This is a genomic window from Agrobacterium vitis (genome assembly GCF_014926405.1).
GTDB lineage: Bacteria > Pseudomonadota > Alphaproteobacteria > Rhizobiales > Rhizobiaceae > Allorhizobium > Allorhizobium vitis_H.
This window is the reverse complement of record NZ_JACXXJ020000003.1, coordinates 198,429-212,480: the sequence shown is the minus strand read 5'-3', so window position 1 is coordinate 212,480 and position 14,052 is coordinate 198,429. Positions and strand designations below refer to the sequence as shown.

Annotated in this window: 14 protein-coding genes; 10 read left to right on the top strand and 4 right to left on the bottom strand. The window is 58.0% G+C overall.

Annotated elements, in window-relative coordinates; genetic code table 11:
* Positions 1-78 precede the first annotated feature (78 nt).
* From IEI95_RS02590 to IEI95_RS02545, 10 genes are all read left to right on the top strand, one after another.
* Complete coding sequence (locus IEI95_RS02590; protein WP_156533551.1) at positions 79-681, top strand: amino acid synthesis family protein; 603 nt, start codon at positions 79-81, stop codon at positions 679-681.
* A 15-nt stretch (positions 682-696) separates the two neighbouring features.
* Positions 697-1,533 carry an alpha/beta fold hydrolase gene (locus IEI95_RS02585; RefSeq protein ID WP_156533552.1) on the top strand — a complete coding sequence of 279 codons (837 nt, stop codon included), beginning with the start codon at positions 697-699 and terminating at the stop codon, positions 1,531-1,533.
* 31 nt (positions 1,534-1,564) lie between these two features.
* Positions 1,565-2,485 (top strand): flavin reductase family protein, encoded by a 921-nt coding sequence (locus IEI95_RS02580; protein WP_156533553.1) that lies wholly within the window; start codon positions 1,565-1,567, stop codon positions 2,483-2,485.
* Positions 2,486-2,488: 3 nt separating this feature from the next.
* Positions 2,489-3,526, top strand: coding sequence for an LLM class flavin-dependent oxidoreductase (locus tag IEI95_RS02575; protein WP_156533554.1), 1,038 nt, complete (start codon positions 2,489-2,491; stop codon positions 3,524-3,526).
* Between the two features lie 4 nt (positions 3,527-3,530).
* Positions 3,531-4,994 carry an aldehyde dehydrogenase gene (locus tag IEI95_RS02570; protein ID WP_194415750.1) on the top strand — a complete coding sequence of 488 codons (1,464 nt, stop codon included), beginning with the start codon at positions 3,531-3,533 and terminating at the stop codon, positions 4,992-4,994.
* An 80-nt stretch (positions 4,995-5,074) separates the two neighbouring features.
* Positions 5,075-6,085: an ABC transporter substrate-binding protein gene (locus tag IEI95_RS02565; protein WP_156533556.1), complete on the top strand. Its 1,011-nt coding sequence runs from the start codon at positions 5,075-5,077 to the stop codon at positions 6,083-6,085.
* A 187-nt stretch (positions 6,086-6,272) separates the two neighbouring features.
* Complete coding sequence (locus tag IEI95_RS02560) at positions 6,273-7,175, top strand: ABC transporter permease (protein WP_156533644.1); 903 nt, start codon at positions 6,273-6,275, stop codon at positions 7,173-7,175.
* Between the two features lies 1 nt (position 7,176).
* Positions 7,177-7,977, top strand: coding sequence for an ABC transporter permease (locus IEI95_RS02555; RefSeq protein WP_156533557.1), 801 nt, complete (start codon positions 7,177-7,179; stop codon positions 7,975-7,977).
* Positions 7,974-9,050, top strand: coding sequence for an ABC transporter ATP-binding protein (locus tag IEI95_RS02550; RefSeq protein ID WP_156533558.1), 1,077 nt, complete (start codon positions 7,974-7,976; stop codon positions 9,048-9,050). The genes IEI95_RS02555 and IEI95_RS02550 overlap by 4 nt, the downstream gene beginning before the upstream one ends.
* A gap of 161 nt (positions 9,051-9,211) precedes the next feature.
* Positions 9,212-10,603: an NAD-dependent succinate-semialdehyde dehydrogenase gene (locus IEI95_RS02545; RefSeq protein WP_156553036.1), complete on the top strand. Its 1,392-nt coding sequence runs from the start codon at positions 9,212-9,214 to the stop codon at positions 10,601-10,603.
* Between the two features lie 101 nt (positions 10,604-10,704).
* Here the strand turns inward: IEI95_RS02545 and IEI95_RS02540 are convergent, their stop codons facing one another.
* From IEI95_RS02540 to IEI95_RS02525, 4 genes are read right to left on the bottom strand one after another with little or no spacing between them, the layout of a single operon-like run.
* Positions 10,705-11,529: an amidohydrolase family protein gene (locus tag IEI95_RS02540; RefSeq protein ID WP_156537969.1), complete on the bottom strand. Its 825-nt coding sequence runs from the start codon at positions 11,527-11,529 to the stop codon at positions 10,705-10,707.
* 20 nt (positions 11,530-11,549) lie between these two features.
* A complete protein-coding gene (locus IEI95_RS02535) occupies positions 11,550-11,975 on the bottom strand; it encodes an RbsD/FucU family protein (RefSeq protein WP_156537968.1) in 426 nt (141 codons plus the stop codon).
* 19 nt (positions 11,976-11,994) lie between these two features.
* Entirely contained in the window at positions 11,995-13,026 is a 1,032-nt protein-coding gene (locus IEI95_RS02530) for an aldo/keto reductase (protein ID WP_156537967.1), read from the bottom strand.
* 16 nt (positions 13,027-13,042) lie between these two features.
* On the bottom strand, positions 13,043-14,050 hold the full coding sequence (locus IEI95_RS02525) for an ABC transporter permease (RefSeq protein ID WP_156537966.1): 1,008 nt from the start codon (positions 14,048-14,050) through the stop codon (positions 13,043-13,045).
* Positions 14,051-14,052 lie beyond the last annotated feature (2 nt).

Here is a 14,052-nt window from a genome sequence, read left to right as displayed (position 1 = left end):
AATTCCTGCTCGACAAGTCACTTGACTCTGAAATAGCTTGGCATACCATAATACCAAGATTGATATTTGAGGTAAGCCATGGCCCTGCACATCCGCAAAACCCTACTCCATGTGGAAACCACCTTGGTGGAAGGCGGCAAGGCAGCGCCGACACCATTGAAGCTCTACGCGGCTTTTGCTGTCGTTAAAAATCCCTGGGCTGGACGCGGCTTTGTCGAGGATCTGAAACCGGAAATTCATCAATGCGCCCCGGTTCTCGGTGAGCTTCTGACAGGCATGATTCTGGAAGCCGTCGGCTCTGGCGAAGCGGTCGAGGCCTATGGCAAAGTTGCCGTTGTCGGTCTTGATGGCGAGATCGAGCATGCTTCGGCGCTGATCCATACGTTGCGTTTCGGCAACCATTACCGCACGGCGGTGGGGGCAAAATCCTATCTCGCCTTCTGCAATACGCGCGGTCCGGCCAATGCCCCAATCATGATCCCATTGATGGACAAGAATGACGAAGGCCGCCGCTCCCATTACCTGACGATCCAGGCGGCGATTGCCGATGCACCAGCCGCTGACGAAATTGTCGTCGGGCTTGGGGCGTCTGTCGGCGGAAGGCCCCATCACCGGATTGGTGACCGCTATCAGGACCTGAAAGACCTGGGCCAGGATGTCGCCAACCCGGCCGGCGTATAAACGGGGGGCGGCGAGATGGAGATGGTAGCAATGGGAGGCACGGCACCATCGCCATTTCCGGCGGTTGAGCGCCAGATTACCCCTGATGGAATCGCGTATGTGGAGCAAGGCAGCGGCGAGCCGCTGGTGCTGGTTCATGGGGTCGGCATGCGGTTGGAAGCATGGTGGCCGCAGATAGAAAGCCTGTCCGCTAGCCATCGGGTGATCGCCGTCGATATGCCAGGCCATGGCCAGAGTCTTGCCTTGCCGAAAGGCAGTGAGCTGCCGGATTTCGTGGCCTGGCTTGACCGGTTCCTGGAGGAAATCAACCTTGGGCCGGTCAATCTGGCCGGTCATTCGATGGGCGCGTTGATTGCAGGCGGTGCCGTCGCCAGCTTTCCGCAAAAAATCCGGCGCGTGGCGTTGGTCAACGGCGTCTACCGGCGTGATGTGTCGGCCAAGGCGGCGGTTCTTGCCCGGGCAGAATCGATTGCCGTTGATGGTATTGATGTTGAAGGGCCGTTGAAGCGCTGGTTTGACCTTGATGCGGTAAGCCTTGCCGCCCGCGCCCTGACCGAGCAATGCCTGCGGCAGATGAATATCGATGCCTATGCCACCGCTTATCGTGCCTTTGCCAATGGGGATGAAACCTACGCCGACTGCTGGCCGCAGGTTTCCTGTCCGGCGCTGTTCCTGACGGGTGCCGGTGATCCGAACTCGACGGCTGAAATGGCGCAGACCATGGCGGGGCAGGCGCAGCAGGGTGTTGCGAGGATCGTTCCCGGCCATCGCCACATGGCCAACCTTACGGCACCGCAAGAGGTGCATGACATCATGGCCGCGTGGCTGGCTTTACCGGAGGCACATCCATGAGTGCCGAGAAAACCAATAGTGAGGTGCGCGGATGAGCGAAGCGATAATCGACCCCCGCAGCCTGCGCGATGCCTTCGGTGCTTTCGCCACCGGCGTCACCGTTGTCACCACGCTTGACCCTCATGGTTCTCCCATCGGCTTTACCGCCAATTCCTTCACCTCGGTCTCCCTCGATCCGCCTCTGCTGCTGGTCTGTCTCGCCAAAACCTCGCGCAATTTTGAGGTGATGACCAAGGCCAAAGGCTTTGCCGTCAATATATTGTCGGATGCACAGAAGGATGTGTCCAATACCTTTGCAAGGCCGGTCGAAGACCGATTTGCAACTGTGGACTGGCGGGCTGGTCCACATGGTTTTCCGGTGTTTTCCGGCACGTCTGCCTGGTTTGATTGCAGCCTGGAACAGGTGATCGAGGCAGGTGATCATGTCGTGCTGCTGGGACGGGTACAGGCATTTGATAAGAGCGAGTTGAACGGGCTTGGCTATGTGCGCGGCGGTTACTTTACGCCTGCTCTTGCCGAAAAAGCTGTCAGCGCCGCTAGCGATGGCCCGCTGCATCTGAGTGCCGTCATTGAGCGTGACGGCGAGGTTCTTGTGGTGGGTGAGGGTGGCCGCAACCTGCCGGGTTGCCATGCGATTAGCGGTGAGCCTTTGCAGGATTTGAAAGCCCATCTCGAACACGTGACAGGGCTCAGCATTACCATCGGGTTTCTGTATTCCGTCTACGAAGACAAGAGCGAGGGATGCCAGCATATCGTTTACCGGGCTTTTGCGGGTCCCGGCGCGCCAAAATACGGCAATTTCGTTCCGGTTGACCAGCTTGCTGGTCCGGGCGGCTCGGCCACGGCGGATATTCTCAACCGGTTCTCGGCGGAAAGCTCCATTGGCAATTTTGGCGTCTATGTTGGCAACGAGGCGGCAGGCCGGGTTCACTCCATTGCCAGGAAGGCTTGATCCATGAAGTTCTCTCTCTTCGTCCATATGGAACGGCTCGATGCCAGCCAGAGCCACAAGAGCCTCTATGAGGAATTTCTGCAACTCTGTGAGATCGCTGATAAGGGTGGCATGCATGCGATCTGGACCGGCGAACACCATGGCATGGATTTCACCATTGCGCCCAACCCGTTCGTGACCATTGCCGATCTGGCCAACCGGGTGAAAAACGTCCGCCTTGGAACCGGAACGGTGATTGCGCCCTTCTGGCATCCGATCAAGCTGGCAGGCGAGGCGGCGATGACCGACCTGATCACCAATGGCCGGTTGGATATCGGCATCGCCCGGGGTGCCTATTCCTTTGAATATGAGCGTTTGATGCCGGGCCTTGATGCCTGGACCGCCGGGCAGCGGATGCGCGAACTTATTCCAGCCGTCAAAGGCGTCTGGGCTGGCGACTATGCCCATGAGGGCGAATTCTGGTCCTTCCCGGCGACCACCTCGGCACCGAAACCTTTGCAGGAACCGATCCCGCTCTGGGTGGCGGCGCGTGATCCCAATTCCCATGATTTTGCCGTGGCCAATGGCTGCAACGTGCAGGTGACGCCGCTGTGGAATGGTGACGGCGAAATCGAAACTCTGATGCAGCGGTTCAATGCCGCCTGCGAGAAGTCGCCTGACCTGCCGCGTCCGAAAATCATGTTACTGCTGCATAGCTATGTCGGCTCCAATGAGGCCGATATTGCCCAGGCCGCAAAGGAATTGAGCACCTATTACAATTACTTTTTCGCATGGTTCAAAAACGAGCGTCCAATCCACCAGGGCCTGATCGAGCGGTTGAGCCAGGAGGATATCGACGCCAATGCCATGCTGGCACCCGAGGTGATGCGGGCCAATATGGCTGTTGGCACGGCGGATGAGGTCATCGCCCGGCTGAAACGCTATGAGGCGCTGGGCTATGACGAATTTTCCTTCTGGATCGACACAGGCATGAGCTTCGAGCGCAAGAAAGCCTCGCTGGAGCGCTTCATTGCTGATGTCATGCCGGCGTTTGCGGAGTAAAGCGATGCAACGTTTCCAGCTTTACATCAATGGTACCTTCAGTGACGGCGAGGCGCGGTTTGAAAGCCTCGATCCGGCCACTGGCGAGGTCTGGGCGGATATGCCGGAAGCGCGCGAAGCCGATGTGGACCGCGCTGTCGAGGCGGCCCATACCGCACTCTATGACGGGCCATGGGCAAAAATGACAGCCACCCAGCGTGGCAAGCTGATCTACCGACTGGCCGACCTGATTGCCGCCAATGCACCAAAACTTGCGGAGTTGGAAACCCGCGATACCGGCAAGATCATCCGCGAAACAAGCTCGCAAATTGCCTATGTTGCGGATTACTATCGCTATTATGCGGGGCTCGCCGACAAGATTGAAGGCTCGACGCTGCCAATTGATAAGCCGGATATGGATGTCTGGCTGCGGCGTGAGCCGGTCGGTGTGGTTGCTATGGTCATTCCGTGGAACAGCCAGCTGTTTCTCTCGGCGGTCAAAATCGGCCCGGCGCTGGCTGCTGGCTGCACGATGGTGGTGAAAGCCTCGGAAGACGGTCCGGCCCCAATGCTGGAATTTGCCCGGCTGGTGCATGAGGCGGGGTTCCCGCCTGGTGTCATCAATATCATCACCGGATTTGGGCCGTCCTGCGGTGCAGCGCTGACCCGCCATCCCAGGGTCGCTCATGTTGCCTTTACCGGTGGGCCAGAAGCAGCGCGGCATGTGGTGCGCAATTCGGCGGAAAATCTGGCCTCCACCTCGTTGGAACTTGGCGGCAAGTCGCCGTTCATCGTCTTTGCCGACGCGGATCTGGAAAGTGCTGCCAATGCGCAGGTCTCCGGCATATTTGCCGCGACCGGCCAGTCCTGCGTTGCCGGATCACGGCTGATTGTCGACCGCTCAGTGAAGGATGAATTCCTGGCCCGGTTGAAGGCCAAGGCCGAAGCAATCCGCATCGGCAGTCCACTGGATATGGCAACAGAGGTGGGACCGCTGGCCACCCGTCGCCAGCAGGATCATGTCGATGCGTTGGTCATGGCCTCGGTCGCCGCAGGTGCGCGGCTGGTGACGGGAGGGCAGCGCCCGGATGGTCCGGGCAATTTCTATCCGCCGACCATTCTCGATTGCGATGGCGTCAACTCTTCGTCTCTGGCGCAGGAGTTTTTTGGACCGGTTCTGTCCGTGGTGTCTTTTGAGAGTGAGGCGGAAGCGCTGCATCTGGCCAATGACACAGCCTATGGCCTGGCATCCGGCGTGTTTACTCAAAACCTGGCACGCGCGCATCGGATGATACGCGGGCTTCGCGCTGGCGTCGTCTGGGTCAATACCTACCGTGCCGTTTCGCCGATTGCACCGTTTGGCGGCTTTGGTCTGTCCGGCCATGGACGGGAAGGCGGCATGGCTGCGGTGCTGGATTATACCCGCACCAAGACGGTCTGGTTGAAAACCTCAGATGACCCGTTTCCCGATCCGTTCGTGATGCGGTGAAAAGAACATGCCCCGGATGGATGGCCCAAAAGAAGCAACCGGCATCCGGGTAAGGCACAATCAAACAAGGACAAGGGAACATGAAAAACACAACCATTATCGCATCGCTGGCTTTGCTCTTAGGCGTCTCCAGCCAGGCACTCGCTGCCGACCTGGTATTCACCAGTTGGGGCGGCACCACGCAGGACGTGCAAAAATCCGCCTGGGCGGATAAATTCACCGCTAAAGAAGGCATCAACGTTCTTCAGGACGGCCCGACCGATTACGGCAAGATCAAAGCCATGGTCGAGGCCAAGGGCGTGAGCTGGGACGTCGTCGATGTCGAAGGCGACTATGCCATTCAGGCTGGCGACAAGGGCCTGCTGGAAAAGCTTGATTTCAAGACCATCGACAAGACCACACTCGATCCGCGTTTTGTGACGGATTATTCGGTCGGCAGCTTCTATTATTCCTTCGTGGTCGGCTGCAACAAGGACGCTGTCGCCGCTTGCCCGAAAAGCTGGACGGACCTGTTCGACACCAAGAAATTTCCCGGCAAGCGAACCTTCTACAAATGGTCTGCACCGGGCGTGATTGAAGCCGCGCTGTTGGCGGATGGCGTGACCCCGGACAAGCTCTATCCACTCGATCTCGACCGCGCCTTCAAGAAGCTCGACACGATCAAATCCGACATCATCTGGTGGTCGGGAGGTGCGCAGTCGCAGCAATTGCTGGCCTCTGCCGAAGCCCCGTTCGGCTCGTTCTGGAATGGCCGGTTGACGGCGTTGGCCGCGACCGGGGTTACGGTTGAAACCTCCTGGGCGCAGAATATCACGGCAGCCGATGCGTTGGTCGTGCCGAAGGGCACCAAGAACAAGGAAGCAGCGATGAAGTTCATCGCTTTCGCAACCTCGCCTGCTGGTCAGGCCGAGATGGCGGCAGGGACAGGCTATGCGCCTGTGAATACCAAGTCACCAGCGCTGATGGACCCCGCTATCGCCAAGACCTTGCCGGACCAGCAGACCGCGTCACAGGTCAATGCCGACATGGCCTATTGGGCCAAGCACCGTGACGAGATTGGTGAGCGTTGGTACGCTTGGCAGTCGAAATAAGCCATACTCTAGAGTCTGTCAGGTTCAGATTGAACCAGGCAGACTCTAGATTCTCTTGTTTTCGTTTGTCTTTTCGGGAAAACCGGATTCTACTTTTCCCTGACAAACTCTAAAGTAAGGCATTTCCGGCACCGTAAACATCCGGTGCCGGAGCGTCCTCAGCGTTACGGCATGATGCATGTTTACAATGCAAAATGCCGGACTGGTTTCGCAAGGAAACGGTATGTCGTCCCCGACCTCGACCATTGAGCAGCCCAGTAGGAACCGGTTTGGTTTCGGCAATAAAGCCGCGACCCTGCCGGCGCTGGTGTTGATCCTGATTTTCTTCGTCCTGCCGGTGCTGGCTCTGCTGACGCGCTCGGTGACGGAGCCGGTTCTCGGCCTTGGCAATTATGCCGCATTGCTGGGAAGTGCGACTTATCTGAAAATCTTCTTCAACACGTTCTTCGTCTCGGCCTTGGTCACAGTAATTTCGCTGCTGATCGGCTTTCCCGTCGCCTGGGCGCTGGCGATCATGCCGCAACGATTGGCCTCCGTGATCTTTGCCATCGTGTTGCTGTCGATGTGGACCAACCTTCTGGCCCGCACCTATGCCTGGATGGTGCTGTTACAGCGCACCGGGGTCATCAACAAGACGCTGATCAGTCTCGGCGTAATCGATACACCGCTGGTGATGGTCAACAACCTCGTCGGCGTGACTATTGGCATGAGCTATATCATGCTGCCCTTCATCATCATTCCGCTCTATGGGGTGATCCGCAAGATCGATCCGGCGCTGTTGCAGGCGGCAGCACTTTGCGGCGCGACGCGCTGGCAGGCGCTGGTGACGGTACTGCTGCCGCTCGCCATGCCGGGCATGGTGTCGGGCGGGTTGATGGTGTTCGTCATGTCACTTGGTTATTTCGTTACGCCGTCGCTGCTTGGCGGCACATCCAATATGATGCTGGCCGAGTTGATCGCCCAATTCGTGCAATCCCTGGTCAATTGGGGCATGGGCGGTGCGGCGGCGCTGGTGCTGCTGGTGGTGACGCTGAGCCTCTACGCCCTGCAATTGAAGCTGTTCGGTGCAGCCGGTGAGGGAGGGCGCTGACATGCTTTTGAATTTCAACAGCCTTGGTGCCTGGAAATGGATTTTGCTGGTCATCACGCTGCTGACAGCGGCGTTTCTCTTGCTGCCAATCCTGTTCATCGCCGCCTTGTCCTTCGGCTCCTCGCAATGGCTGATTTTTCCGCCACCGACCTGGACCATCAAATGGTATGGCCAGCTGTTTGCCGATCCGCGCTGGCTGGATGCCGCCTGGACCAGCTTTCGCATCGCTGTCATCGTCACCATCCTGTCGGTGCTCATTGGGCTTTGTGCGTCGTTCGGCCTGGTGCGCGGACGGTTTCTGGGGCGGGACGCGCTGCGGGCTCTGTTCATGACACCGATGATCCTGCCCGTTGTGGTGCTGGCCGTGGCGCTCTATGCGTTTTTCCTGCGCATCGGTCTGAACGGCACGACACTCGGTTTCGTCATCGCCCATTTGGTTGTCGCGCTTCCGTTCTCTATTCTGGCGCTGACCAATGCGCTGGAAGGTTTTGATAAATCCATCGAGGATGCGGCGGTGCTGTGCGGGGCCTCGCCGCTGAAGGCGCGGCTGTTGATCACGCTGCCCTGCATTGGTCATGGCTTGTTTTCGGCGGCGGTGTTTTCTTTCCTAACTTCCTGGGATGAGGTCGTTCTGGCAATTTTCATGGCAAGCCCGACCCTACAAACGCTGCCGGTGAAGATCTGGGCAACGCTGCGTCAGGATCTGACACCGGTGATTGCCGCGGCCTCCACCCTTCTGATCGTCGTCACCATCGCGTTGATGCTGATCACCGCCCTGGTGCGCAAAGGACTGAAAGCATGACGCCTTTTCTGGAAATTCGCGGTATCCGCAAGCAATATGGCCCGGTGGTCGCGGTGCAGGATGTCAATCTTGAGGTGGCAAAGGGCGAGTTCATGACCTTTCTCGGCCCATCCGGGTCCGGCAAGAGCACGACACTTTATATTCTGGCCGGTTTCGAGCAGCCGAGTGCGGGCGATATGCTGCTGTCGGGAAAGAGTGTCTTGCAGACCCCATCGCACCAACGCAATATCGGCATGGTCTTCCAGCGCTATACGTTGTTTCCGCATTTGTCTGTTGGTCAGAACATCGCCTTTCCGCTGAAAATGCGCGGCTGGTCGAAGGCTGACATCACCGAGCGCGTCCGCAAGATGCTGCAATTGGTGCGGCTGGAAGGCTATGAGGATCGCAAACCGGCGCAAATGTCGGGCGGTCAGCAGCAGCGTGTCGCACTGGCACGGGCGCTGGCTTACGATCCGCCTGTGCTGTTGATGGACGAGCCGCTTTCGGCGCTGGACAAGAAACTGCGCGAGGAAATTCAGCACGAAATCCGCCGCATCCATCACCAGACGGATGTCACCATCCTCTACGTCACCCATGACCAGGAAGAGGCGCTGCGGCTTTCCGACCGGATTGCGGTGTTTTCCAAAGGGGTGATCGACCAGATCGGCACCGGTGCCGAGCTTTATGCCAATCCGGCGACGCGGTTTGTGGCGGAGTTTATCGGGGACAGCGATTTTCTGCCCTGCGTGGTGACGGGTGCCAGGGACGGTAAGGCTGAAATTCGGCTCGGCAGTGATTTGACCATAGGAAATATTCCGTTGCATGGGAAAGCGCAGAATGGAAGCAATGCCATGCTGATGCTGCGCCCGGAGCGGTTGACGCTGGTTTCTGCTCAAGAGCCGGGAATGCTTGCTGCCAAGATTGAGGACATTACGTTTCTCGGCAACACGATTCATATCGCGCTATTGAGCGAAGGCGGGCATGGCCTGTCCGTGCGTCTGCCCTTCGGCCATGCCGCACTGGATGGATTGACGATCGGTGCGCCGGTGGCGCTGGGGTTCGATCCGGCATCAGCGCATGTTTTCGCAGACTAGCGTTTTGGGAGAACCATATCCTGGAAATGCTATAATCTACAACTTTTACGATCTTGATTAGGATCAACAGTCAGAACCACCTTTAGCGCTATCATTGCCTCATCGACGCGACCGATGTCGGTTTAATGCGCGCCGCAGCAATGACTGCAAAGGACGGTTCCATGGCTTACGCAACAACCAATCCCTATACTGGCGAAACTCTTATCACTTTTCCCGAAGCAACCGATGCGGCCGTTCAGGCGGCCATCACGGCGGCGGATGCCGCATTTCAGCAATGGCGACAGACATCCTTTGCCGAGCGCGCCAAGGTCATGCATGCTGCCGCCGAAATCCTGCGCGGACAGACGGATGATTATGCCAAGCTGCTGACCCTGGAAATGGGCAAGCTGATGTCTGAAGCACGCGCCGAGGTGGGGCTTTCTGCCGACATCCTCGATTACTACGCTGTCAATGCCGAGCGCCTGTTGAAGCCGGAACAGCTTCCCGTCGCCGACAAGGCTGAAGGTGAGGCGATCCTGGTGCATGAGCCGCTCGGTGTGCTGTTGGCCATCGAGCCCTGGAATTTCCCCTATTACCAGATCGCCCGGATTATCGCGCCGCAGCTGTCGGCCGGAAATACCATGCTGTTGAAACACGCGTCGAATGTGCCGCAATGCGCAGCCGCTTTTGAGCGGTTGATGCTGGAGGCCGGTCTGCCGAAGGGTGCCTTCACCAATCTTTATGCGACGCGGACCCAGGTGGAAATGATCCTCAATGATCCGCGCGTCCATGGCGTGGCTTTGACCGGTTCGGAAGGCGCGGGCGCCACCATTGCCGCGCAGGCAGGGCAGGCGCTGAAAAAATCCACCATGGAACTGGGAGGTGCTGATGCCTTCTTGGTTCTGGCCGATGCCGATATGGAAAAGACCGTGAAATGGGCAGTCTTCGGTCGCCACTGGAATGGCGGTCAGGTCTGCGTCTCGTCCAAGCGGATGATTATCGTTGATGCGGTCTACGATGCCTTTCTGGAACAATACAAAACCGGCGTGGCCGGGCTGAAAGCCGGTGATCCGTTCGATCCGCAAACGACGCTTGCGCCGCTGTCCTCGCAAGGTGCTGCCGACGAGATCCGTCAAAAGATTGCCGAAGCCGTGTCCTATGGGGCAACGGCCACGGAAGTCGGGCCGCCGGTGCCAAACCAGGGCGCTTTCGTGCAGCCAACCATCCTGACCGATCTGGCCGATGACAATCCGGCCCGTTACTGGGAGTTTTTCGGCCCGGTCTCCATGCTGTTTCGCGCCAAGGATGACGATGACGCGATCCGCATCGCCAATGATACGCCCTATGGTTTGGGTGGCTCGATCTTTACCCGTGACACCGCGCGCGGGGTTGCTCTTGCCCACCGGATCACCACGGGCATGGTGTTCATCAACCATCCGACCATGGTCAAGGCGGACCTGCCGTTCGGTGGCGTCAAACGTTCGGGCTATGGCCGCGAATTGCTGGGCCTCGGCATCAAGGAATTCGTCAACCACAAGTTGATCGATGTCGTTGATATTGATGCACCGTTCTGATTTTAATACGTAAAATCAAATGCTCACCTCGGTCTGTTTATAAGACCAAGGTGGGCGTTTGACGTTAAGGGACGTTTTGCCCCTTCGCTGAGACATCCCATTCAGACACCGTAAAAACGGCGCGCATTGGTCTCGAAAATCAGCGTGAGATCATCAGGGCCGAAATGGGCGGACAACAAGGTGCGGGCCAGATTGGCAACTTCGCCATAGCTGGCGGCCAGCGTGCAAACCGGCCAATCGCTGCCAAACATCAGCCGGTTGGGACCGAAACATTTGATAACATGGTCCACATAGGGACGAAAATCGTCAAGCGTCCAATCGGCACTGGCTTCTGTGACCATGCCGGAAACCTTACAGTAAACTTGGTCGAAACTGGCAATTTCCGTCATATACTCGCGCCAGGGATCAAGTGTGCCTTTGGCAATGTCCGGCTTGGAAATATGATCGACCACAGCCTTCAGATCCGGCACCTGTTTCAATGCCGCGATCACATGCCGTAAATGGCGTGGGAAGGTCAGGATATCGAAAGGCAGACCGCTGTCAGCGATGGCTTTGAGGCTATCGATCACCTTCGCGCGCAGGATATAGGCGTCGTCGGCCAAGCTTTGCAGCATGGGACGGATGCCGATGAAGTGTGGATTTGCGCGATAGTGTTTCAGGCGTGTGGCAAAATCATCGGCTTCCAGATCGAGCCAGCCGACAACACCTGCGACGAAGTCAGTCTTCGCGGCAATCGTCAGCAGAAAATCGGTCTCTGCCTGGGTTTCCGCCGCCTGGACCAGAATGGTCCGGGTTATTCCGGCCCGGCGCATTTCGGGTTCCAGATCCTTTGGCAGGAAATTGCGGTAAATCGATCCGAGATCGGGCGTCAGCCAGCCGTAATCGCCACGCTCAACTTTCCAGAAATGTTGATGACTGTCGAGCATCTGAAACTTTCCACTCTGGCTTATGCGGGACGAACCACGCCCTTTTTCAGGATGATATTTCCGTACAGCCGACGCTCGCCGGTTGAGACCACCGCAAAGGCGGCTTTGGACCGGTCGTAGAAAGCGAAGCGGTCGATGAGATCCAGTTCGATTTTCCGATTTTCGGCGCGTTCAATCAGTGTCTCGAACTCGGCATAGATGGAGGGCCGCTCGCCCGGCGCGTCCATGACGCCAGCTGGATAGTCGACAAAGTCATCGAGCGGCATCAGCGTGAGAATGGCCTCCACCACAGCACAGGCATCGATGCCCGGCATTTGCACCAGACGGTTGGCGGCGGTGATGGCGGGGAAGTTGGCGTCGGCGATAACGATTTCATCGCCATGGCCCATATCGGCGAGGATAGCGAGCAGATCGCCGGTCAAAAGCGGGTTGATGGTTTTCAGCATGGTCGTCCTCCAGGATATGCTAGGAGTTTATAAGGCCTTCGGCGCGCAGTTGCGCCCAAAGATCCTCGGGAATGTCCTGTTCGAACCAGCCAATATTGGTGGAGATCTGCTCTGCGGTTTTTGCGCCGATCACCACGCAGGTCGCAGCCGGATGGCGCAACGGAAACTGGATGGCGGCGGCAGGCAGCGGCACGGCGAAACTGTCGCAGATTGCCCTCAGCCTTTCCGCTTTATCGATAATCTCCTGCGGAGCATCGGCGTAGTTAAACTTGCGGCGACCGGTCGTGGAGGCAAGAATGCCGGAATTGAAGACGCCTGCGACCACCAGCGCCATGCCGCGCTTTTGGGCGATTGGCAGGAACTGTTGTTCCGCGTCTTGGTCGAGCAACGTATAGCGGCCCGCCAGCATGGAGCAATCGAGGTCAGCTTCTTCCAGCGCATCTCGGATGATTTGCCATTCGTTGACGCCAAGGCCGAAGCCTTTGATGTCACCTGCATCGCGCAATTCCGTCAATGCCCGGAAGCCGCCGCCCTTGGTCAAGGTCGACCAGTGATGCTCATGCAAATCGGCATGAGTAACTCTGCCGATGTCATGCACATAGAGAATGTCGGGATTTGGAAAGCCTAGGCGCTGCTGGCTGTCATCGAAGCTGCGCATGATGCCGTCATAGCTGTAATCGAACACCTCGCGGAAATCCAAGCCGTTCCACCAGCCGGGATCAAGCGGGTTTTTCGGCGGGGCGGGGGGAAGCTTTCGGCCTGCGCGCTCCGTTGTCATCAAGCGTCCGACCTTTGTGCTGATCGTCCAGTCTCGTTGCTCGGGATTTTTCTCTCGCAACAACGCTCCAACAAGATGTTCGGAACGGCCATTGCCATACATGGGGGCGGTATCGAAATAGCGGATACCAGCTTCCCAGGCATGATCCAGCATGGCGGTGGCATCGTCCTTGGAGACCGCTGCATATAGTCCGCCAAGAGGGGCCGTGCCGACGCCAAGCGCAGTGACAGTCAGGCCGGTCTTGCCGATGGGGCGTTTCTCAGTCGCTTTCATACTATTTTCCTTGGCTTTAAATGTGGGCGCGTGTCTTGCGCCTTGCCCAGACAACCGTGGCGACACCGCATAGCAGGAGCAGGCCGCGCACGATCTGGCGTTGCGCATCCGTCCAGCCGAGTAGGGCGGCACCGCTTAAAAGCGTGGCCAGTAGGAGAACGGCGGTGACGGTGCCGATGACATTGGGTTTGCCGTATTTCAGCGCCATGCCTCCCAGCAGAACCGAGGTCAGGCCGTCAATGAAATAGGAACTGCCGATATAGGGCTGGCCGGACGAGAGATCGGCTGTCAGCAGGATACCCGCCAGCGCCGACACAAGGCCAGACAGCACATAGAGCATCAGCAATAACCGGTTGACTGGCACGCCCGCTTCGATCACGGCGGCGCGGTTCTGTTCCATGGCATAGAGATAATGGCCGAAGGTCAGCCTTTCCTGGATAAACCAGGCACCGGCATAGAGAAGCGCGACGATCACCGTCAGCAGCGGTATGATGCCGAAATTGACATGCAGGAGAGAGCCGACAAAGCCGGTGGATGAGAGGGAAATCGATGTGCCAAGCCCGATGGCGGCGGCAATCGATCCGGCCAGCCCGCCCGTGGCAATGGTGATGACAAGGGCCGGAAGCTTGAAGATCGCTACAAGCAATCCGTTTACGAGACCAAAGACAAGACCAACCAACAGGCCCGCAAGACAGGCCACCGCCCAGCCTTGGCCTGCCGCAACCAGCGCTGCCACGACCATATTGGCAAGCGCTGCAACGGACATGAAGCTGACATCGATTTCACCTGCCGCAATGATCCAGGTCAGCCCCAAAAACATCAGTGCTGCGATGCTGGCCGAGCGCAGCATGTCATTGATGTTACCACCACTGACGAAGCTTGGCCGCAGCCAAGCAAATAGCAGGATGAGCAATACTAAGAGAAGGAACAGTCCGTAGCGCAGGAAAAATCCCTGAATGTCTAAACGGCCAGGAGTTGCCGCGCTTTGCACAGTCGTCATGGTGATATCCGTTGCGTTTTTCATCC